This window comes from Myxosarcina sp. GI1, assembly GCF_000756305.1.
Classification (GTDB): Bacteria; Cyanobacteriota; Cyanobacteriia; order Cyanobacteriales; family Xenococcaceae; genus Myxosarcina.
Genome location: NZ_JRFE01000016.1, coordinates 138,929 through 159,756, shown reverse-complemented (window position 1 = coordinate 159,756; position 20,828 = coordinate 138,929). Strand labels below are relative to the sequence as shown.

The window sequence follows — 20,828 nt, the reverse complement described above, 5'->3', positions numbered from 1 at the left end:
TAGATTATTTTTCGGTCGTACGAGGTAATAAAGTTTATAAAAAACATTCTTGAAGAAACTGAGTAAATACTTTTACTTTAGTAGCAAGCTGGCGATTTACGGGATAGATAACACATAAGCTTAATTCTGGTGGATGATAATCGGACAGAACAATTTGTAGCTCTCCTCGCTCTAGTTCTCTTTCGACAATAAAAACTGGCAGAATAGCAATTCCCAAACCTCTAACAGCAGCATCTCTTAAAACTTCACCGTTATTAGAACAAAAAACTCCTTCAATTGCCACTCTTTCTTCTGCTTCTTTACTAATTAAATGCCACTGAAAACCCGTTGCTAAGTAACCGTAATGCAAACAACGATGGTTTTTTAGTTGACTTGGTTGAGTAGGAACTCCTGCTGTTTTAAGATAACTTGGTGCTGCACAAATAACGCGAGGTAGGGTAGTAAGATTTTTTGCTACTAAACTAGGTGATTCTAATGGCGTACCAATACGAATAACTAAGTCATAGCCTTCAGCGATTGGATCTACAAACCGATCTTCCAAAGTCAACTGAATTTTAAGATCTTGATAACGAGCCATAAATTCCGCTATTTGTGTTCCCAAAACCGAAACACCGAAAGACATGGGCGCATTAATTTTAAGTATGCCTTTGGGTTCGCTATGCTGTTGTGTAACCGCAATTTCTGCTTCTTCTACACTGCCAAGAATTTCTATACACCGTTCGTAAAAGGCTTTACCAGTATCTGTAGGTGTAACCTGACGAGTCGTGCGATAGAGTAACTGCACGCCTAAGCTATCTTCGAGGTTGATTACTAGCTTGTTAACAGCCGAACGGGATAGCTGCATCTTTCGCGCAGCAGCAGCAAAACCGCCTTCTTCTACTACCCGTGTAAAGGCACGCATACTTTCAAATTTATCCATAGATTGTAGATTTTTTGAATACAATGTGTCTATCAAATACTATATTGTCTTTTTTTGTTAAACAATACATAATATAACTAAGAACAAAATAATTCTCAAACAAGAGGTAAAAAAGATGATTACCGTTCGTCCAGCCCAAGAAAGAGGAAATGCTAATTTTGGTTGGCTCGATAGCAGACATACCTTTTCTTTTGGTAACTATTACGATCGCAACCACATGGGATTTGCCAGTCTGCGGGTAATTAATGAAGATTTAATCCAGCCAGGTATGGGTTTTGGTACACATAGCCACCGAGATATGGAAATTATTACCTACGTGTTGGCAGGAGAATTAGCTCATAAAGATAGTATTGGTAATGGTTCTGTTATTCGTCCTGGAGATGTGCAAAGGATGTCTGCGGGTACTGGTATTGCTCATAGCGAATTTAACGCCTCAAGCACCGATTTAGTTCACTTGCTACAAATTTGGATTTTGCCAGATCGTTCGGGAATCAAACCCAGCTACGAACAAAAACATTTTTCTTTAGCTGAAAGACAGGGAAAATTAAGGTTGGTAGCATCTCCAGATGGTAGAGATAATTCAGTCACAATTCATCAAGATGCCAATCTTTATGTAGCTAGTTTAAATGAAAGCGATCGCCTGGATTACATTACAGACAACAACCGCTCATTGTGGCTACAAATAGCCAGAGGAGCGGTAGAGATCGATGGTAAAGTTTTCCAGGCTGGTGATGGTGCTGCTATTACCCAAAAATCCGAAATTGCGATCGCTGCTACTACCAACGATACCGAAATTCTGTTGTTCGATCTTGCTTAATTAATAAAGGCAAGGCACTGCCTTGCCTCTACAATTATTTAATTAACGTTTGCCGCAACCTTCTCTCTATGATGGGGTTGGTCGAGATTGGTAAGATCGGGTCCAGCGGGAATAATTCCTCCAGGGTTGAGAGGGAATAAATTACCGTAATAGTCTCGTTTGATGCTTTCTAAATCGCAGGTGGCGGCGACTCCTGGTAACTGATATAAATCTCGCAGATAAGCCCCTAAATTATCGTAATCGCGAATGCGGCGGCGGTTGCACTTAAATAAACCGTGATAGACAATATCAAAGCGAAATAAAGTTGTAAACAGCCGCACATCAGCTAAAGTAACCGTATCGCCGCAGAGATAGCGATTGGTATTTAAAGCGCGATCGATTTCATCTAAAGTAGTAAACAATTCTTCGCAAGCGCGATCGTAAGCTGACTGAGTTTGAGCGAAACCGCAGCGATATACCCCATTATTAACTGTGTGATAAATTTTGTCGTTCCAGCGATCGATCTGCTCTTTTAGCTTATCTGGATAGAGATCTAAATCCGAATTTGTGCCGCAGCCAAACTTATTCAGCATCACGATGATTTCGGCACTTTCATTATTTACAATTGTCTGGTTCTTGCTATCCCACAATACGGGAACGGTGCAGCGTCCTTTATAACCAGGCTGCGCTAACTGATAGAGATCGGGTAAAGTCTGACAGCCCAATTCGGGTTTTTCTAATACCCAAATACCTGAATCTACAGAAGGGTAAACCAACGATACAGCGATCGCATCTTCTAAACCTTTTAAAGCTCTAGTTACCAAAGTACGATGCGCCCAGGGACAGCCCAAACCGACATACAGACGATAGCGATTAGCTTCTGGTTGGTAGGGGTTATCAGCTTCGGTGCTAATAAAGTCTCTAAACTGACTTTCAGGACGAATGTATTCTCCAGAGTCGCTGCGCGGCGCGAGTTGCGACATCATAATCTGCCACATAGTCGTCCAGACAAACTTGCCAAGTTTGACAATAAATTTGCTAGGAAGAGATTTATTTTTAGACATTGTGTAAAATTTTTTTTATCCTCTATTTTTATTATGGTGCAAGTAACTTTGTAGAGGCGATCGCTAATTTAACTTAATCGAAATAGCTAATAAGCACAAAATTCCAAACAAAATGATTGCTAAGGTGGCGATCGAATTAAAAGGACGACTGGGAAAAAGTAGATAATTATTACGCTCGATCGCTCTAACCTGTAATGAATACTGCCTAATTGCTAAAATTAATAAAAATATTCCCACACCAACAAAGGTCAAGCTTAAAAAATAAACAAGTTGTATTTTGAAGGTAAGATCGGTTAGAGGAAATATAACTTTAATACCTATATATATTTGCTCGAAGGCTACGCCAAAACCAATTAAAGCTACGCTTCTTTGTATCCAGCCAAGCAGAGTGCGTTCGGCAGCAGCGCGGTTGCGTTCTTTGGCTAATTCATTAGTCGAACTCATAGTTCTGAAAAATAGATTTACCTAAATGAGTTAATTACAATACCAGCAAAGGCAAATGCACCGATAAAAATCAATCCAATTGCTACAGTCAATCCTAAAGAGCGACGGGGTTTGTAGAAATATTGCTCTTTTTGAATATGAGTGAGTTCTTGTTGGTGTTCGATCGCTGCTGCTAGCATGGCGTAAGTACCCAGGGCAATAAATGCCAGTCCGAGAAGGCGAGATAGATGCAGAGAATTAAAACGTTCGTTTGCTTGAGAAGCATCAATTGCCGCTACGACGCGATCGATTCCAAAACCAAAGCTAATCAGCGAAAGACAGGTGCGAATCCACGCCATCAAGGTGCGTTCGGCAGCAGCACGATTGCGTTCTTTGGCAAGTTCGGTAGCGACATTTCTTGAATTTTCAGGAGGTATTCGGCTCATGAGCTACTGATAAAAAGTTATTGCTGTTTTGCCGTAGGTTTTAGTGCGATAGATTTCTAAGCCTGGTATCTTTTTGGGTTGCCACAGTCGAGGATCGTGTTCGACGGCAATTTCACCTGCGGGTGCCAGTAATTTTAAAGAGGAAATTGCTTTGAGAACTGGTAGGTATAAGTAACTGTCATAAGGCGGATCGAAATAGATGCGATCGAACTGTTGTCCTGCCAGTCGCTTGATTTTAGATAAAACATCTCCTTTAATAATTTGCCAGTTCTGTTCGGGTTTGGCTAGCTGTTGCCAGTTTTCGCGAATTACGCCACAGGCTTTACCATATTTTTCTATTCCAACTACTTTTTGAGCGTCGCGGCATAAAGCCTCTGCACCCATCGAGCCGTTGCCAGCACACAAATCCAACCAGCAACAGTCTGCAATTTCTCCCTGCCAAATATTAAAGATTGCTTCTCTGACTTTGGCTGATGTTGGGCGAGTGGCTTGTCCTGGTATGGTTTTTAGCTGTCGATTGCCATAAATTCTCATTGGGTTTTAAAATTTAGTTTGGCATAATCTCAGAACATATTCTCCGTTTTTTTAGCGATCGCTATGTAATTGATTTTGCATAAGCATAAGTTCTTATAAGAACTGGCTAGTGGCGATAATTAATATATAAATATGGTGGTTATAAATCTTATTTTTCAAACCATTTGCTATTTTTCTATCCTCGCTCAAAAGTAAAAAAGGTGAGTTAATAATATTAACCCACCTCTTTTAAAATTAATTTCAAAAGACTAACTAGCTAGCTTTATACCAGGTAACATCTTTTTCTTTGCTAGACCAGAACATATCGTGGATTTTATGAACTGCATCCATTAGTTCGTTAGCGTGTTGGGAGCTTACTTCTACCTTACAAGCAGAGCAAAGTTTGGCTGCTTTCCAGAAAGTATCATGTAAATCGGGGTATTGTTCTAAATGTTTGGGTTTAAAGTAATCTGTCCACAAAATCAAAAGCTCGTCTTTGGTGATTTGAGCTTGTTCTTCTTTAATGGTAACAAAGCGAGACAAAGTATTATGATATTCAATCATCGCTGACTTGTTACCAATGTCGGGATGCTCTAATTCAAGAATTTTTTTAGTCATCGAAACTACTGCTTCGGCAGCAATACGAGCCGATGCAGGGTCGTAAACGCCACAGGGACCATCGCAGTGTGCGCTAACTTCTGGTGCGGGAAAGAAATTTTTAAATGTAGTAATTAGTTGTTTCAACATAGTTTATTTTTGATGGGGTGTGCAAGCTCGAACCGAGTCGCGCTCGCGTTCGGTCGTAAATGTTTGCATCGGAAAAGAAAAGATTGTATTTTTATATCTTTGTTTTCTTTTCCTATTTAGAGCTTAGTGCGATCGTGTGTTGCTTTGCAAGAAGTATACATTTTTAAGGCGATAAGCCCAGAAGGCTTATGCTTTGCAGTCACATCTATTCTTGACTGGAACTAGCATTAGAAGTAGCGGGAGTAACATTATCTATTACTTCTAGACTGCCATCATCTTTTACTTGCCAGACATCATAACTACCGACAACATCGCCATTACTATCAATATCGACATTACCGCTCGCTCCCTGATAGTTAATATCTTCACCATTACGAACCAACTCCATCGCTTCGCAAGCATCGCTGACTTCCGTACCAGGAGCATTAGCTACTTCAAGAATATTGTTTTTAATTCCTTCACCCGTATTTTCATCGGCAGCTTCGGCAGCTAGCATCATTAAAACTGCGGCATCCCAGTTATGAGGTAAAAAAGCCGTTAATTCTTTACCCGTTTCTTCTTGCCAGAGTTGGGTAAAAGATTCTAGTGCTTGTCCGTTAGCACCAGGAACCGTTCCTAAAGCTCCACTAATAATCGATTTGCCATCTTGGGTTTCACCTACTTGCCTGATAAAATCTTCGGAATACACGCCATCGGTTAGTAATACCGTTACCCCATCAGTCAAACCTTGCTCGTAAGCAGATTTAAGCAATACGCTACCAGTTTCGGCATAAAGTATGGCAGCCACAGCATCGGGATTATTACTAAAAGCAGCTTTAGCTTCAGTATCAAAGGTAGCGGCTTTAGCATCGTAGCGGACTGGTTGGCTTTTATCAGTAATTTTACCGCCCAAACCTTCAAAAGCTTTGACGAACTGTTGCTCGAAACCAACACCGTAGTCATTATTGATTACCACAGTAGAAACATTTGTAAAGCCCTGTTTTTCTGCTAACGCGGCTAGAGCTTGGGCTTGATAGGTATCTGGAGGAGCGGTACGCGCCCAGTAGCCGTTAAAGTCGCCATTACTGGCACGTTCGGTAAATACGGGGCTGGTGCTACCTGGCGAAACCATCATCACGTTATTGCGTACGGCAATATCTACAGCCGCACTAGAAACGCTACTGGCAAAAGCTCCGACTACGCCAGCTACTCTATCTACTTCCGCTAACTGGGTCATCGCCGTACTACCTGCCGTAGGATCGGTTTGACTATCTTGAGTAGTTAGGCTGACAGAACTTTCATTTACTCCACCACACTCATTGATGGTATCTACCGCTAGCTGAACGGCGAGAGGCCAATTTTGCCCAATAGAAGCCAAATCACCAGTTGTAGGGGCTAAAACTCCTAACTTCAAACCATCTCCACTCTCGCCCCCTGCATCGGTTTGACCGCCACTACCCGAATCCCCACTCTGGCAGCTAACCGTCAGGAAACTGGTAGCAACGATCGCCGAAACAGACAAAGCAAATTTGTGGTTGGAGCGATCGCCGTTAAAAATTTTCATATTTCAAATTCCTATTCAATTTAGAGCTATTTTACTCAATTGGAATTTAATATAATGCTTTTGCGCTCTTGTCAACCAACTAATATATGATTTCCTGGCTTTATAAGGTACACTTTGCTCTTGAGAGGCGAGAAACAAGAGGCAAGAGGCAATAAAAATTCTAGCTATTTTTGTTTGATTATTTAACGCTTTCTGGCACAAAGTGCGAGCCATCCAGGATTTTTGTTTCCTTGCTGATTAGCATAATAACCAGGGACGCGATGAAGTTTAAAGTCTTCTGGCTTAAATCCAGCAGACATCGCATAGGTTTGAAAGTCTGGTAGCTTGGAAGAACCTAAATAAGGTTCTGAATTAACCCATACTTCGGTATCTCGAAAATAACGAGAAAATAAGTTGGGCGGCGATAAAAATAACTGACTTTCCAAATGAACCATGATGCCTCCTGGTTTTAATAGTCGATAGCTTTCAGCGAACACTTGTTTCCTGGCACCACAAGGAATTTCGTGTAGCAAGATATGACTGACAACTAGATCGAAAGAACTATCTTTAAAATCTGTTTTTTCGGCATTTTGTTGGGCAAAATAAACTTTTTTACTTAAAGCTTTGGCTCTGGCACTAGCGTATCTTAATAAAGATGCTCCTAAGTCTATTCCCCACACCTCGGCATTGGGATATTCTGAAGCATAAGGCAGAGTGCTATGACCGACCGAACAACCCAGATCTAAAATCTTTTGTGGGGTAAATTCGGGATAATAATTACGCAGAACATTGTTTATTAACGTGTAGCCCAATTCATCATTTAGACCGCCAAACCATCCCTGTCCGTAGAGAAATACGCCGTGGTCGTAAATCGCTCCCGTCCAAAAATCAGCTTCATCTAAGCTTTGTAAATAGCCTCCAGGCATCCGATGAATATCGACTTTTGATTGATAGCGGGGATAGACAAATTTTGAATCTAATTCTACTCTCCCCTTTTCTTCGAGCTTTTGATAGCTTTTAAATTCCTTTTCCAATCTCTGGCGATCGCTTTCAAGCTCGCTAGTAGCTTGTTGCCAAAGACGATCTTGCAACTCGCTACGGCGTTGGTGTGCTGCCTGGATTTCTGGAGTTGCGTCTAATTCTTTACGAATATGACGATAAACTGATTCGGAATTTTGAGACTCGGAATATTTAGCCTCTAATTCTTCAATTTTATTTTTAAGTAATAGAAAAAAATCTCGACGAAAGTTTTTAGTTTCGCTAGCCAAAGCTAAATCTGCTTCGGGCGAATGAGCTTGAGGAATCAGAGGATGTATGGTTTGAGGATAAAGAAAGACCATGATTTTAAATTGAGTGCCTTAAACTCTCTAATTATTATTTTAGTAGGTAAGAAATTTAGCGCGTTTTGTTGGTAACGAGCGATTTAATTAAGATTTTTTTGCTATCTTCTGGCAAGATCGACTGAAATTTGGATTTGTCACCCAGCTAAATGAACGAGCGAATAATTTCTGTACTCGGATTAATAGTTTTTGTCGGATGCGCTTATTTGCTTTCTGTCAATCGCCGAGCAATTAACTGGTCTACAGTACTTTGGGGAATAGGTTTGCAGTTAATTTTAGCGGTTTTTATTCTTAAAACGGCGATCGGACTAACTATCTTTAAATTTTTAGGCGATCGCGCCCAACAGTTTCTCGATTTTTCCGATTCGGGCGCGAGATTCGTCTTTGGCGATGGTTTTGAGGAACACTTTATTGCTTTTAAGGTTTTACCGACAATTATCTTTTTTTCGGCTTTTATTTCTTTGCTCTATCACTACCAAATATTACCAAAAGTCGTCGCTGCTTTAGGCTGGGTGATGATGCGAACCATGAAAACTTCGGGCGCAGAGTCTTTAAGCTGTGCGGCTAATATTTTTGTCGGACAGACAGAAGCACCATTGATGGTCAAGCCCTACTTACCCACACTAACTATGTCAGAACTTCATGCAGTGATGACTGGCGGTTTTGCCACCATTGCAGGAGGGGTAATGGCGGCATATATTTCTTTTGGCATACCTGCCGAACATTTAATTGCAGCTTCGGTAATGTCTGCACCAGCAGCGTTAGCTATGGCAAAAATCTTTTATCCAGAAACAGATAAACCTCTTACTACAGACAAAATAAAAGTCAAAACCAAACAAACTTATACTAATGCGATCGATGCAGTTACTATCGGCGCGCTAGATGGCTTAAAACTAGCTTTTAATGTCGGGGCAATGTTAATCGCCTTTTTAGGACTGCTAGCTTTGATTAACGCGATTTTAGGCTGGTTGGGAATGCAATTGGGATTGCCACAGTTATCTTTGGAATGGATTTTGTCTTATTTGATGTTTCCCGTAGCTTGGTTGATGGGCATACCTATAGCTGACTGTCTGTCAATAGGAAGCGTGTTGGGAAAAAAAGTCATTCTCAATGAGTTTATCGCTTATTTAGATTTAAAAGAGCTAATGCCGACTATTTCTCCAAGAGCTACGATTATTACTACCTACGCTTTATGTGGCTTTTCCAATCTCGGTTCGATTGGCATTCAAATTGGAGGTCTTAGCGCGATCGCGCCCAGGCGACAGCAGGATTTGGCAGTTTTAGGATTGAGAGCAATGATTGCAGGTTCTTTTGCCTGTTTTATGACAGCTTGTGTTACGGGGATACTATTGTAATCTAGCGGTAGATGTTTCTATTAGACAATTGGATAATTAAAAGAAAGTTATTAGCAATTAGTGGATGAATAAGCCAAAGACCAGCAGTAATAAGTTTTGGCAACACTTAAACAATAGTCAGTTAGTTCGCTATCTGTTGTTATTTGGGTTGGCTTGGGCGATCGCCGAGCTAATAGCCTATTTTGAAACTGTATTAATAATTTTTATCTTTGCGACAATTGTGGCATTTTTGCTCGATTACCCGGTTAGCCGAGTGTCACGCTTCATGCCCCGATGGTTAGCAGTTATTCTAGTCTTTTTGCTGGCACTGGTCATTTTAGGCACTTTAATGGCAACTCTGGGATTGACGATGGTTTCTCAGATACGGCAACTACTAGAACAGGCTCCCGAACTCTCGTCTAATGCACTCGAATTTCTCAATAACCTACCTTTTTTACAAAATAATGAGATCGATCTTAATGCTTTCGAGGCACAGTTACGCGAAAAAGCACTTGGTTTGATTGGTAAGGGACTGGCTGGAATTCAAAACGTACTGGTTAGCCTGCTAGATTTGGTTTTGATTGCTGTGGTTGCTTTTTTTATGCTGCTGGATGGTAAGCCGTTATGGAACTTTGCCCTCAGCCTTTTTCCCGCCCATTTACGTGAAGATTTAACAGTGGCAATTTCTAAAAACTTTCTGGGGTTTTTCTGGGGTAGATTGCTACTGTCAATTTTCTTCGCCCTGTCTGCATTTTTGGTATTTGTTTTACTAGGCATTCCCTATGCTGTGGCATTAGCTGCGATCGCAGGAGTCTTCGATCTAATTCCTGGTATTGGAGCAACATTGGGCATTGGCTTGATTTGTCTGATTATCTTACCCCAGGGAATTTTGCTCGGTTTCAAAGTATTAATTAGCTGCATCTTACTACAGCAAGTAGAGGAAAATTTGCTCATGCCCAGAATTATGCAAGGTTGCATTCAAATGAATCCAGTAGTAATGTTTTTGGCATTGCTAGTAGGTGCTAGAGTTGCTGGATTGATTGGTGTATTTCTTTCCATTCCTTTAGCAGGGATTTTAATTAGTCTTTTTAATGTAGATGAAATACGTGGCAAAACCTAAAGTAGGGAGAATTTATATAACTACTTTCTAGCTATTGCGATCGGGCATCGGTCTTCCTTTGGTTTCTGGCAAACTCGGATTGGGTTTATAGGGCATAGGGATATACTGTACTGAAGGTCTACCACCTGAAGGTTGGGGATATAGTTCCATCAGGCTGTAGATAAATTTAGGCAAGCCTACAGTTATTGGCAAACCAATTTCGCTAGCTTCTTCTGCTGGAATGGGGCAGTCGTGGGTAATTTTTCCCGTTGTTAATAACTCGATAATTCCTTCAACGTTTTCGGGAGCAATTTTTGGCTGGGGAATTTCATCTTTAAGTAAGGTACGTACAAAACGCTGTACTTGAGCGATCGCCTTTTGCGAAAGATCTGCCATAATCAAGGTTTGGTCATCGATTTTTTCAATCGGTTTTTGCTTTAACACCTGCAAAATACTTGCTGCTGCCTATTACCCAGTTGAGGATCTACAGGACCAAGTACGGCATTTTCGTCCATGATAATTTCATCTGCTGCCAAAGCTAACATTGTTCCACCACTCATTGCATAGTGGGGTACGAATACCGTTACCTTAGCTCGATGGCGGATTAAAGCCCTGGCAATTTGTTCGGTTGCTAGAACCAAACCGCCAGGCGTATGCAAGATTAAATCGATGGGAGTATCTGGAGGAGTAAGCCTTATGGCTCGCAAGACTTGCTCTGAATCTTCAATGGAGATATAGCGTGAGAGGGGAATACCTAGTAAACTAATAGACTCTTGACGATGAATCAATAAAATAACTCGACTTTTTCGCTGTCTTTCTAATTCTCTAATTGCCTGTATGCGTTGAGCTTCGATGCGGCGACGTTGCCAAACTGGTTGCAAAGAAGAAATAGCCAGAAAAACCCAGAAAAGATCGAAAAAGTTAAAGTTCATAGTTACAACCAGGTAAATTATCGAATATACCCCGTCTATTGTTTCAGTTTTTGGAACTTTGAAGATCTATCTTGAGTTGTCATGTGCATTGCCTGTTGATAGGTTCTAGTAAGACGATAAGTACATACAGCCATGTTTAAAAAATACATTGGTTCTCAATCGTATGAGGGACAGGGGTTGTTTAAGCAGGGGAGCAGGGTGCAGGATGCAGGGGGATTTTTGTCCGACTAATTTACCCCTGCTCTCAAGCGAAGCGATACTTCATTTCCTTAAAGGACGAAGCAAGGTTCCAATTCTCTGCTAAATTATCGCTAGTTTACACAACCAAAATTGTCAGAGTGCAGTTTAGTACGCCACTGCCTCTAGACTGTTGAACCACGTTAGTATCTACACCTGAAAGCCTGACTTCAATTTCAGATGAATTAGGAGAATACTGGGCTGAAATTTCAATAACGTTAGTGCCAATTGATAAATAGGGTGAGAGATTAAGATGTGAACGATTGCTGTTTAACTGAGCGACTGCTTTACCGTTTACTGTAACAGTACCGTTGAGACTAGCGGCTGAAGTATTTACATTGAGATTATAAGGGTAGTTGATATTAGCTGCATCGAGATTAACAAAAGCTTGCTGAGAAGCAGTGCCGCTAGACGAACTCGAACTGCTAGAACTTCGAGTGTACTGTCCGCTGCTTACAGCACTAAAGCTGCTCGTCCGTTGTTTATTAGTAAAACGAAAGTCTTTCATGTTGGTTAACTCCAATAATTAGCAAGTTGTTTGCGCCTTGACTTAAAAGTATCGAGCGTATTGTAAGCTGTTTTAATTTTTCTATAATGCTTAGTTTTACTTTATTCTTCGATACTACTAGTTATGAAGTTTGAATACTACTAGTTTTAACCAACTGCAACGTAAACAAAACTCTAGCAGCTAAGAATCTACTGAAAGTTGCCTTTAACTACATCAAACTGAAACATAAAAATAGCCACAATCAGTAGAATTAGAATAATTGTCCAAAAAGTAGTTACGATTCCAGTTATTTTGCCTGCCTGAAATTTTTGCCACCACTTCTGTGGACGAATATCCCGCAGCCAAAAGGTAGCGATCGCGGCTAAGTTGAGACAAGCAATATTAGTTAGTACCAAAACAGCAGTTTCTACAGCAGGTTGCCACAGTTGAGAACCAATTAGCATCCCCAAAGCTACCAAAGGAGGTAATAATGCCACCGAAACCATTACTCCTACTACCGCGCTTTGTTCTCCCACCGTTAGCGAAATAGCACCAGCCGCTCCCGAAGCAAAAGCTAATACGACATCGGAAAAGTTTACACTAGTTCTAATGGCAATTTCTTGCATACATAGATTGACTGGCACCAGGATGCCCAAACAGATTGAAAGTAATAAAGATAGAAAAATTTCTGTCAGACCTACTTTAACGGTTTTAATTGCCAGAGATAAATCTCCAAAAGTAGTAGCAACGGCTAGTGCCATATTGGGTTTGAGCAGAGGTGCAATTACCATCGCCCCAATAATTACGACTTCACTCCCTTCTACCAGACCAATAGCTGCGATCGCCGTAGAGAGAATTACTAAAGAAATTTCGGTACTGCAAAGATGAATACTTTCCGCTACTCGGTCGTAAATTTCTTGATTGCGTTTGTCTTTATGGTAAAGGGAATTTTCAGCTGACTCTGAATCATTTTGAATTGGCAAGCTTTCTACTGGCAACAGCAATAGTTGAAAATCTTCCAGGTGAGCAAATTTTTCTTTTAGTTTGCTTGCCACACTCTCAAGCCATTCTTCTTCGAGTAAGATTTGAACTAAAAGTTGCTCTTGTGACTTAAAGATAGATTCCTTCGTCCAGTGAGAATCAGACGAAAGCAGTTGCCGAATATTTTTTTCTTCCGTTAGAGGTAAGAAAACTTCAATTAAGCGTAGAGCCATTAACTTTTTAACCAAATTGTATTAAATGTATTTGGTACGAACATCAGCGATCGCAACTCAATCATAGCCTGAAAGATATTAAATTGAATTTTAGACTGCATTTGGGCGATCGCTCAGTAGACGTTTTAGGTATTGTAAAATTCCAAAGCCAAAAACAATCGAAATCGCACAAATTAACCAAAAATAGTTGATAAATCGATCGTGGTCTAAAGCCCAACCACCGAGAGGAGGTCCGATAAAATAACCAATTGCCCAACATTGAGAATTAAGAGAAAAATAAACGCCTCGCAAAGATTCTGGTGCTAAATCGGCAACTAAAGCCGAAGCCGATGGCGTATAGCTAGTCATGCCTAAAGACATCACCCCCAAAGTCAAAACTGCCCAAACTATAGTCCAGTCTTTTACGACTCCCGTTACCATGACTAAAATAAATCCTACGCCCCAGAATACCAAAGACAACATCAACCCGCGAATGCGAGTCAGTCGATTGAGTAGTCTTGCCATTGGTAGCTGACAAATAGCAGCAAAGACAATATGCCAGGTAAATAAACCGCTAATAGCCTGTTCGGAAAAGCCAACAGTTTCTCCCATTTGGACAAAGTTTTTGAAATAAAGCGGAATGGTGCTTTGAACCTGAGAGAGATAGGTCGTAAACAGAATACTGACGAGCAGATATACCATTAAGGCGCGATCTCTTAATGCCGCTCCCCAACCACTGCTAGTTTTAGGTTGTTTTTCGTCAAATTTATAGGTTTCGACAATGGCAAAGTAAATAACGCCAAAAAACACCACAAAAGAAATTCCGTCAATGATAAATAAAGTGCGGTAACTACCCGAATTAGCAATTAATGCTCCTCCTAAAACCACACCTAAGCCCAAACCCAAGCTATCGGCAAGTCTGGTAATACCAAAGGCTTCATTGCGCTGTTCTTTAGTAGTTAGATCGATAATTGCGGCTTCGGTAGCAGGCCAGTACATCCCAACTCCAAAACCCATAAGTAAATTGCCGATAACCAACATGGGAAAATTGCCAGCAGCAGCCAAAAAGACATCGGCTAAAGCCGAAACAGCGGCAGCAGCCAACAAAATCCCCCTACGACCCCATCGAGGTGAATCTGCACCTTGTCCGCCTAAAAAACGTCCTACCACTCCCGAAACCGAACCGCTACCAATAGCAACACCGACTAAAGTTGCCGAAATTCCTACTTGATTGACAAAAAATATTGGTGCGTAAAACAGGGTAAATCCAGTGCCAATTTCTAGCAGCAACCTCCCAGTAGCTAAAATCCAAACTTGGCGATCGAAATTAGGTAAACGAAATTGAGATTTAAACATTAATCATCGGCAACAGAAGCTTTTACAGCGAGGTTCTTATTAGATAAGTACAAATTTCGATCGAGTAATAATCGTTAAAATTTCTAGAGCTTAGTGCTCGGTTGCTAGTGCCTTACCAATCCAAAGTTTACCTAATGTGACTGATAAATGCTGTTTGAGTTGACAAAAAAAAGCTTCGGTTGACAAACCGAAGGCAGAGTTCAGGAGAAATCGATTGTTAAATGAGTTGTCAGCAAAACTACTTACTGTTGCAGACAGAGATAAAAATTACGCTATATTTAGCAAGCCTATATATTTAGATTGGCTGGCGTTTTTTAACTTATGTAAATTAGTGTAACAAAAAATTTACATAACGACAACTACAAAAATTGGGGGCAATAACTAAAATGCCCCCACAAGAGTGAAACTATTTAACTATTATCCCGAACTATTACTGCCATTTTTCAGCGACTAATTCTGCCAAATCGACAACTCGTTGCGAGTAACCCCACTCATTGTCATACCAGGCAATAACTTTAACCATGTCACCGTCCATAACCATAGTTAACGAACCATCGACAGTTGAAGAAACATCAGTTTTACGAAAATCGCTAGATACCAACTCTTTGTCAGTAAAACCTAAAATACCTTTCATTTCGCCTTCAGCAGCAGCTCTTAATGCACCGTTAACTTCTTCGGTAATAGTCTTTTTCTCAACTTGAGCGACGAGATCGACAACCGAGACGTTAGGAGTAGGTACGCGCAAAGCAATACCATTTAACTTACCTTTGAGTTCTGGTATTACTAATGCTACTGCTTTAGCTGCACCAGTAGAGGTGGGAACGATATTAATTGCCGCAGCTCTAGCACGACGAATATCGCGATGGCTGGCATCGAGAATACGTTGGTCGCCTGTATAGCTGTGCGTAGTAGTCATCGACCCTTTGATAATGCCAAATTTATCATGGATGACTTTAGCTACAGGGGCAAGACAGTTAGTCGTACAGCTAGCGTTACTGAGAACATCAAATTCACCAGGTTTGTAATCTTTGTCATTGACCCCCATAACATAAGTGCCAATTTTACCTCCTTTTCCAGGAGCGGTAATGATTACTTTCTTGGCACCAGCCTGTAAATGTTTGCCCGCACCTGCTTCATCACGAAAAACGCCAGTAGATTCGATGACGATGTCAATATCCCATTCTTTCCAAGGTAAATTTAAAGGATTGCGGTCTGATACACATTTAATAGTTTTGCCGTTGACAATTAAAGAATTTGCATCGGCTTCAATATCAGCATCGCAAATGCCCAACATTGAATCGTATTTCAATAGATGAGCATTAGTATCGGGATCGGAAGTATCGTTAATTCCTATTACCTCTAGGTTACTACTGTCTCTGCTCAACCAGCATCTTAAAAAATTACGTCCAATACGTCCGAAACCGTTAATTGCTACTCTAACCACTACTTATTGCCCTCTAATTCTGTAGGTTAATTGATTAATACATACTTAATAAGACTAATAATATCGTAAAGCACGAACATTTCATGAGGTTAATTGCAACCGATTGGATGAATAAAACTTTTTTGAGAAGTAAAACTAAGGTTAGTGAAGAAAGCCAAAAAACTGTCGAATTTCAAACCGATCTCGCACCTAGAGGAATTTTCGGAAACGACCAGCAAGAGTATGTTTCCTCTTATTACCGAATCAAAGATTCTGTGAGGTTTTAAAAAGCTCGGATGCTAGCCTTTGTAACCGAACTTCAACCTTAAAAAAATATATCTCGTATTTTTTTAAGAAACGTTAATTAAGCTCTAAATGGCATCTTTTAAAAGCTAGAGATGCGATCGCGCCACATTTTAGTTGTTTATCAATTCAAATCATTAATTTGGGTATTTATAACTGCTTGTTTTTAACTAACTCTAAAAAATTATTGCTATCATAGCCCGTATTGTCGAGCAGCAATGCCGCAGCCATAAGTTCACATCGTGTGTGTTACGCAAGGAGAATAGAGAGTGTCAAAAGTAGATCTGACAGGCAGACCGTTTCATTTTATTGGAATTGGCGGCATAGGAATGTCGGCATTGGCTTATGTTGTTGCTCGACGCAAGCTGCCAGTATCGGGTTCTGACCTCAAAGAAAGCCACATTACCCAACGTCTTCAGTCTTTGGGCGTAAATATTTTTAATCGTCAAGAAGCCAAAAATATACAATTTTTTAGCGATCGCTTTAAGGAACGTCTGCCCATATCGACACACGCAGCTAACTCAGGCGAAGAATTAGTCACAAGGTATAGTGTTGCAGCTAAAGATGCAGCAGATTTTTTACCACAAGTTATTTGTTCTACGGCGATCGCTAAAACCAATCCCGAATATCGCGCAGCAGTAGAATTAGGCTGTCCGATTTTTCATCGCTCCGATTTATTGGCAGCATCGATCGACGAATATGAAAGTATTGCCGTTTCGGGAACGCACGGTAAAACTACCACCAGCAGTATGATTGGCTATATGCTATTGGAAACAGATTTAGACCCCACAATTATTGTTGGCGGCGAGGTAGATGCCTGGCAGGGTAACGCTCGCGTAGGTAATAGCAACTATTTGGTAGCCGAAGCAGACGAATCTGATGGCTCTTTAGTCAAACATTCTCCGAATATTGGAGTAATTACCAATATTGAGTTAGATCATCCCGATCGCTATAAAGATATTAGAGAAGTCGTAGATATTTTTCAGATTTTTGCAGGACAGTGTAATACTTTAATTGGCTGTCTCGACGATCGCCTCATTCGCGAAGAATTAGCCATCACTATTAGTTACAGCCTCGACCCAGAACGAGGAGCCGACTATACGGTGACAGAAGTAACTTATGGCGATCGCGGTAGTAAAGCTAAAGTTTGGGAACGGGGTGTTTGTCTGGGAGAATTGCAGCTACAGCTACTCGGCAAACACAATCTAAGTAACGCTCTAGCAGCAGTAGCAGTAGGCAGAAAGCTGGGTTTGGAATTTGGTGCAATTGCTAAGGCTCTAGCTGGTTTTGGCGGCACTAAACGACGGTTCGAGCATCGCGGGGAAGCTGGCGGCATCACCTTTATCGATGACTACGCTCACCATCCAAGTGAAATTGAAGTTACTCTAGCAGCAGCACGTTTGAGAGTAGAAGGAGACAATAATTTTAAAAGAGTTGTGGCGATTTTTCAGCCCCATCGCTATACTCGTACGGAAACTTTTCTTCAGGAATTTGCGACTGTTTTTAGTGATGCCGACCTAGTAGTAATTACCGATATATATAGTGCGGGAGAAACTAACGTTAACGGCATCAGTGGTAAAGACTTAGTAGCAGAGATTGCCAAAAATCATCAACAAGTTTACTATCACGACGATCTGGCAACTTTAGATAAGTTTCTCAACAGCGAGATTTTACGGTCGGGAGATTTGGCAATGTTTCTGGGAGCGGGAAATCTCAATCAAATCATACCTAAAGCGATCGAGATAATAAACGATGAACGATGAAAGATGTCTAATACAAGCTGGCGTATCTCTAGCACCCCAAACTTCCTATAAAGTTGGTGGCAGTGCCGAGTGGTATGTAGCACCGAGAAACTGGGACGAACTTGCCGCTAGCTTTGAATGGTATCTCAAGCAGGATTTACCCCTAACTCTACTGGGTGCGGGATCGAATTTACTGATTAGCGATCGCGGCATTGCTGGGTTGACTATTTCTACTCGCAACCTGCGCGGCTATGAGTTCGATCCCGAAACGGGTTTGCTAACTGCAGAAGGGGGAGAGGCGATCGCCAAACTGGCTTGGAAAGCTGCCAAAAGAGGTTTAAAGGGGCTGGAGTGGGCAGTGGGTATTCCAGGTACTGTAGGCGGCGGAGTAGTGATGAATGCAGGGGCGCATCAACAGTGCATGGCAGACATTTTGGTCAGTGCAACTGTGTTATCTCCCGACGGAACTATAGAAGAATTAAAACCTGAAGATTTGGCTTATGCCTATCGTACTTCTAACCTGCAAGGAGATAACCGACTGGTAGTTAAAGCCACCATGCAGCTAGAGCCAGGCTTTAGCAAGCAAGAAATATCGGCGATATCTCAGCAAAACTGGACGCAGCGTAAAACCACCCAGCCCTATCATCTTCCTAGCTGTGGTAGCGTATTTCGTAACCCTCAGCCCCGCGCTGCTGGCTGGCTGATCGAGCAGCTTGGCTTAAAAGGCTATAAAATTGGCGATGCTCAAATCGCTCAGCGCCACGCCAACTTTATTCTTAACTGCGGCGCGGCTAAAGCAGTTGATGTATTTAACCTGATTCGTTACGCTCAAGAGAAAGTAGAAGCTCATTGGTCGGTAACTTTAGAGCCAGAAGTTAGACTAATAGGGGAATTTTAGGCGAGTCTATTTTATAGTAAAATTGTCCGCTCTAATTAATTTTGTAGTTAACACAATAGAATAAATAATCAACATGGTAGGAAAAGGATTTGGTCCACTCGGAAAAATGAAAGAACTTGCCAACGCTTTTCAAAAAGCGCAGGAAGTTCAAAAGGGAGCGCAGGCACTTCAAGCTGAGTTAGAACAGCTAGAAATTGAAGGTACTAGCGCAGACGGCTTAGTTAAGGTAGTAATGAGCGGTAACCAGGAACCCCGTCGCGTAGAAATTTCTCCCGATGCTATGGGTCAAGGTGCGGAAACTCTGTCCGAATCTGTCTCCACAGCAATGAAAGATGCTTACGACAAATCTACAGAAATGATGCGATCGCGCATGGAAGAACTTACCAGCGGTTTAAATCTTCCTGGAATGTAGAACAAAAGGTAAAAGGTAAAAGGTAAAAGGTAAAAAAGAATATTTTAAAATTCTGATCCTTTATCCCTTACCCTTTACCCTTCAAAACCTTTTTGCTTCACTACACTTTTTATTAGTTGCGATTCCAGGTAGTTACGCCGCCTGGTTTATCAATAAGCGTAATTCCCTGTGCCTGTAGTTCGTCTCTAAGGCGATCGCTCTCGGCATAGTTTTTGGCTTTTCTGGCTTCGTGACGCTGTTGAATTAACGCTTCAATTTCTGCATCGCTCATGCCGCCCGTAACCTCTTGACTGTCTGCTTCTAGTTTGGCTTTAAAGCCCAAAACCTCGGCAAGCTCTACTAAAGTGCGCCACTGAGTTGCTAATTCCTCAGCAGCAGTTAAGATTTCTCCCTGATGAACTAAAATATTACCTTCTTTAGCCAATTTTTTAGCGATTTCAAACAGAACTGCCAAACCACCAGCAAAGTTAAAATCGTCATTTACCGCTTCTCTAAAGCGATTTATCAGAGTTTCGTCGGTTTTTTCTGGTAAAGTAGCAAAACCCAATTGTTTGCCAAAGCGATCGCCAAATAACAATCCTTCTTTGAGAGTGTGCCAACCGTTAGTAGCTGCCGTTAATGCCTCATCTGTAAAATCAATCGGTTTGCGATGCTGTGCCTGTAAAATAAATAACCGCACCGCCATCGATTCTACTGGACGGTCTAATAAATCTCGAATAGTCGTAAAATTACCCAACGACTTAGACATCTTTTCGCCGCCTACCTTGACCATGCCGTTATGCAGCCAATATTTAGCTAATGGCTTGCCCGTTACCGCTTCAGATTGAGCAATTTCATTTTCGTGATGGGGAAATACTAAATCGCTACCGCCAACGTGTAGGTCAATTGTCTCTCCTAGCCTTTCTCTGACCATTGCCGAACATTCAATGTGCCAACCAGGGCGACCTTTACCCCAAGGAGATTCCCAGGAAGGTTCTCCCTCTTTCGCCCCTTTCCACAGCGCAAAATCAAACGGATCGCGTTTTTTGACAGCTTCGGTGTCTTCTACCGCCACTCTGCCACTAGCACCAGCCTGAAGATCTTCCAGCTTGCGTCCCGATAGCTTACCGTAGGTAGGAAATTGACGCACCGCATAGTAAACATCTCCTGCCGTTGGATAGGCAAAGCCTTTTTGTTCCAGTTCGTAAACCAAACGTTTGATGCCGTCTAGGGTATGAGTGGCGCGGGGATAGGCATCGGCTTGACCCACTCCCAACCGTTCCATATCTTCAAAATACGCCTCGATAAAGCGTTCTGAAACGGCTTCCATCGAAGTACCTTCCTGTCTGGCGCGATTGAGAATCTTATCGTCAATATCGGTAAAATTTTGAATATACTGCACCTCGTAGCCCCACCACTGTAAATAGCGGCGCACTACATCCCAAACCAAACAAGTGCGTGCATGACCTAAATGGCAGTAGTCATAGACTGTTATTCCACAACAATACATCCGTACCCGATTGGGTTCGATAGTTTCAAAAGCTTCCTTGTTACGAGTAAGGGTATTGTAAACAGTTAAAGACATGAGGATGTATTGATGTTATTGCAGACACGCAAATTATATAGCAATTCACGGTTTAATTAGATGTCTGGCTACTTTCGA

The 20,828-nt window shown here is 41.5% G+C and carries 20 protein-coding genes and 1 pseudogene; 7 read left to right on the top strand and 14 right to left on the bottom strand.

What is annotated here, in order from left to right:
* Positions 1-34: 34 nt before the first annotated feature.
* Complete coding sequence (locus tag KV40_RS12315; RefSeq protein ID WP_036481629.1) at positions 35-919, bottom strand: LysR family transcriptional regulator; 885 nt, start codon at positions 917-919, stop codon at positions 35-37.
* Positions 920-1,034: 115 nt separating this feature from the next.
* On the opposite strand from KV40_RS12315, the gene KV40_RS12310 reads away from it, so the two are divergent.
* Positions 1,035-1,736 carry a pirin family protein gene (locus tag KV40_RS12310; RefSeq protein WP_036481627.1) on the top strand — a complete coding sequence of 234 codons (702 nt, stop codon included), beginning with the start codon at positions 1,035-1,037 and terminating at the stop codon, positions 1,734-1,736.
* 38 nt (positions 1,737-1,774) lie between these two features.
* Here the strand turns inward: KV40_RS12310 and KV40_RS12305 are convergent, their stop codons facing one another.
* The 7 genes from KV40_RS12305 to KV40_RS12275 form a co-directional block, all read right to left on the bottom strand.
* Positions 1,775-2,779 carry a glutathione S-transferase family protein gene (locus KV40_RS12305; protein WP_036481625.1) on the bottom strand — a complete coding sequence of 335 codons (1,005 nt, stop codon included), beginning with the start codon at positions 2,777-2,779 and terminating at the stop codon, positions 1,775-1,777.
* A 63-nt stretch (positions 2,780-2,842) separates the two neighbouring features.
* Positions 2,843-3,223 (bottom strand): YidH family protein, encoded by a 381-nt coding sequence (locus KV40_RS12300; protein ID WP_036481622.1) that lies wholly within the window; start codon positions 3,221-3,223, stop codon positions 2,843-2,845.
* A 17-nt stretch (positions 3,224-3,240) separates the two neighbouring features.
* The gene (locus KV40_RS12295) at positions 3,241-3,648 is read right to left on the bottom strand and encodes a YidH family protein (RefSeq protein WP_036481618.1); all 408 of its coding nucleotides are present in this window, start codon (positions 3,646-3,648) and stop codon (positions 3,241-3,243) included.
* A 3-nt stretch (positions 3,649-3,651) separates the two neighbouring features.
* Positions 3,652-4,182, bottom strand: a complete 531-nt coding sequence (rsmD, locus tag KV40_RS12290; protein ID WP_036481615.1) for a 16S rRNA (guanine(966)-N(2))-methyltransferase RsmD — start codon at positions 4,180-4,182, stop codon at positions 3,652-3,654.
* Between the two features lie 252 nt (positions 4,183-4,434).
* Complete coding sequence (sodN, locus tag KV40_RS12285) at positions 4,435-4,908, bottom strand: superoxide dismutase, Ni (RefSeq protein ID WP_036481611.1); 474 nt, start codon at positions 4,906-4,908, stop codon at positions 4,435-4,437.
* A gap of 205 nt (positions 4,909-5,113) precedes the next feature.
* A complete protein-coding gene (locus tag KV40_RS12280) occupies positions 5,114-6,451 on the bottom strand; it encodes an ABC transporter substrate-binding protein (RefSeq protein WP_052055589.1) in 1,338 nt (445 codons plus the stop codon).
* A 182-nt stretch (positions 6,452-6,633) separates the two neighbouring features.
* Entirely contained in the window at positions 6,634-7,770 is a 1,137-nt protein-coding gene (locus KV40_RS12275; RefSeq protein WP_036481608.1) for a methyltransferase domain-containing protein, read from the bottom strand.
* A gap of 149 nt (positions 7,771-7,919) precedes the next feature.
* Here KV40_RS12275 and KV40_RS12270 point away from each other — a divergent pair, with 149 nt between their 5' ends.
* Both KV40_RS12270 and KV40_RS12265 read left to right on the top strand, forming a co-directional pair.
* The gene (locus tag KV40_RS12270) at positions 7,920-9,125 is read left to right on the top strand and encodes a NupC/NupG family nucleoside CNT transporter (RefSeq protein ID WP_036481605.1); all 1,206 of its coding nucleotides are present in this window, start codon (positions 7,920-7,922) and stop codon (positions 9,123-9,125) included.
* Between the two features lie 64 nt (positions 9,126-9,189).
* A complete protein-coding gene (locus KV40_RS12265; protein WP_036481602.1) occupies positions 9,190-10,224 on the top strand; it encodes an AI-2E family transporter in 1,035 nt (344 codons plus the stop codon).
* A gap of 27 nt (positions 10,225-10,251) precedes the next feature.
* Here KV40_RS12265 and KV40_RS37305 read toward each other — a convergent pair.
* The 5 genes and pseudogenes from KV40_RS37305 to KV40_RS12240 all read right to left on the bottom strand — a co-directional run bounded on the left by KV40_RS37305 (position 10,252) and on the right by KV40_RS12240 (position 15,852).
* A pseudogene (locus KV40_RS37305) lies at positions 10,252-11,135 on the bottom strand (ATP-dependent Clp protease proteolytic subunit).
* Between the two features lie 316 nt (positions 11,136-11,451).
* Positions 11,452-11,880: a hypothetical protein gene (locus KV40_RS12255; RefSeq protein WP_052055588.1), complete on the bottom strand. Its 429-nt coding sequence runs from the start codon at positions 11,878-11,880 to the stop codon at positions 11,452-11,454.
* 188 nt (positions 11,881-12,068) lie between these two features.
* Complete coding sequence (locus KV40_RS12250; protein ID WP_036481919.1) at positions 12,069-13,073, bottom strand: TIGR00341 family protein; 1,005 nt, start codon at positions 13,071-13,073, stop codon at positions 12,069-12,071.
* Positions 13,074-13,163: 90 nt separating this feature from the next.
* Entirely contained in the window at positions 13,164-14,408 is a 1,245-nt protein-coding gene (locus KV40_RS12245) for an MFS transporter (protein ID WP_036481599.1), read from the bottom strand.
* A 430-nt stretch (positions 14,409-14,838) separates the two neighbouring features.
* Positions 14,839-15,852, bottom strand: a complete 1,014-nt coding sequence (locus tag KV40_RS12240; protein ID WP_036481597.1) for a type I glyceraldehyde-3-phosphate dehydrogenase — start codon at positions 15,850-15,852, stop codon at positions 14,839-14,841.
* Positions 15,853-15,935: 83 nt separating this feature from the next.
* Here KV40_RS12240 and KV40_RS12235 point away from each other — a divergent pair, with 83 nt between their 5' ends.
* The 4 genes from KV40_RS12235 to KV40_RS12220 all read left to right on the top strand — a co-directional run bounded on the left by KV40_RS12235 (position 15,936) and on the right by KV40_RS12220 (position 19,186).
* Positions 15,936-16,118 carry a hypothetical protein gene (locus KV40_RS12235; RefSeq protein WP_036481595.1) on the top strand — a complete coding sequence of 61 codons (183 nt, stop codon included), beginning with the start codon at positions 15,936-15,938 and terminating at the stop codon, positions 16,116-16,118.
* 345 nt (positions 16,119-16,463) lie between these two features.
* The gene (gene murC / locus KV40_RS12230; RefSeq protein WP_371260777.1) at positions 16,464-17,897 is read left to right on the top strand and encodes a UDP-N-acetylmuramate--L-alanine ligase; all 1,434 of its coding nucleotides are present in this window, start codon (positions 16,464-16,466) and stop codon (positions 17,895-17,897) included.
* Positions 17,887-18,774 (top strand): UDP-N-acetylmuramate dehydrogenase, encoded by an 888-nt coding sequence (gene murB, locus KV40_RS12225; RefSeq protein WP_036481589.1) that lies wholly within the window; start codon positions 17,887-17,889, stop codon positions 18,772-18,774. The genes murC and murB overlap by 11 nt, the downstream gene beginning before the upstream one ends.
* A gap of 73 nt (positions 18,775-18,847) precedes the next feature.
* Positions 18,848-19,186, top strand: coding sequence for a YbaB/EbfC family nucleoid-associated protein (locus KV40_RS12220; RefSeq protein ID WP_036481587.1), 339 nt, complete (start codon positions 18,848-18,850; stop codon positions 19,184-19,186).
* Between the two features lie 112 nt (positions 19,187-19,298).
* Here KV40_RS12220 and cysS read toward each other — a convergent pair whose 3' ends face one another.
* Positions 19,299-20,750: a cysteine--tRNA ligase gene (gene cysS / locus KV40_RS12215; RefSeq protein WP_036481585.1), complete on the bottom strand. Its 1,452-nt coding sequence runs from the start codon at positions 20,748-20,750 to the stop codon at positions 19,299-19,301.
* Between the last annotated feature and the right edge of the window lie 78 nt (positions 20,751-20,828).

Excerpts from the sequence above, each read along its gene's own strand:
- KV40_RS12270 (WP_036481605.1), top strand. The coding sequence starts at position 7,920 with ATGAACGAGCGAATAATTTCTGTACTCGGATTAATAGTTTTTGTCGGA.
- KV40_RS12310 (WP_036481627.1), top strand. The coding sequence starts at position 1,035 with ATGATTACCGTTCGTCCAGCCCAAGAAAGAGGAAATGCTAATTTTGGT.
- murC (WP_371260777.1), top strand. The coding sequence starts at position 16,464 with ATGTCGGCATTGGCTTATGTTGTTGCTCGACGCAAGCTGCCAGTATCG.
- murB (WP_036481589.1), top strand. The coding sequence starts at position 17,887 with ATGAACGATGAAAGATGTCTAATACAAGCTGGCGTATCTCTAGCACCC.
- KV40_RS12300 (WP_036481622.1), bottom strand. The coding sequence starts at position 3,223 with ATGAGTTCGACTAATGAATTAGCCAAAGAACGCAACCGCGCTGCTGCC.
- KV40_RS12255 (WP_052055588.1), bottom strand. The coding sequence starts at position 11,880 with ATGAAAGACTTTCGTTTTACTAATAAACAACGGACGAGCAGCTTTAGT.
- KV40_RS12280 (WP_052055589.1), bottom strand. The coding sequence starts at position 6,451 with ATGAAAATTTTTAACGGCGATCGCTCCAACCACAAATTTGCTTTGTCT.
- KV40_RS12305 (WP_036481625.1), bottom strand. The coding sequence starts at position 2,779 with ATGTCTAAAAATAAATCTCTTCCTAGCAAATTTATTGTCAAACTTGGC.
- sodN (WP_036481611.1), bottom strand. The coding sequence starts at position 4,908 with ATGTTGAAACAACTAATTACTACATTTAAAAATTTCTTTCCCGCACCA.
- KV40_RS12235 (WP_036481595.1), top strand. The coding sequence starts at position 15,936 with ATGAGGTTAATTGCAACCGATTGGATGAATAAAACTTTTTTGAGAAGT.
- KV40_RS12220 (WP_036481587.1), top strand. The coding sequence starts at position 18,848 with ATGGTAGGAAAAGGATTTGGTCCACTCGGAAAAATGAAAGAACTTGCC.
- KV40_RS12275 (WP_036481608.1), bottom strand. The coding sequence starts at position 7,770 with ATGGTCTTTCTTTATCCTCAAACCATACATCCTCTGATTCCTCAAGCT.
- KV40_RS12295 (WP_036481618.1), bottom strand. The coding sequence starts at position 3,648 with ATGAGCCGAATACCTCCTGAAAATTCAAGAAATGTCGCTACCGAACTT.
- rsmD (WP_036481615.1), bottom strand. The coding sequence starts at position 4,182 with ATGAGAATTTATGGCAATCGACAGCTAAAAACCATACCAGGACAAGCC.
- KV40_RS12245 (WP_036481599.1), bottom strand. The coding sequence starts at position 14,408 with ATGTTTAAATCTCAATTTCGTTTACCTAATTTCGATCGCCAAGTTTGG.
- KV40_RS12315 (WP_036481629.1), bottom strand. The coding sequence starts at position 919 with ATGGATAAATTTGAAAGTATGCGTGCCTTTACACGGGTAGTAGAAGAA.
- KV40_RS12265 (WP_036481602.1), top strand. The coding sequence starts at position 9,190 with ATGAATAAGCCAAAGACCAGCAGTAATAAGTTTTGGCAACACTTAAAC.
- cysS (WP_036481585.1), bottom strand. The coding sequence starts at position 20,750 with ATGTCTTTAACTGTTTACAATACCCTTACTCGTAACAAGGAAGCTTTT.
- KV40_RS12250 (WP_036481919.1), bottom strand. The coding sequence starts at position 13,073 with ATGGCTCTACGCTTAATTGAAGTTTTCTTACCTCTAACGGAAGAAAAA.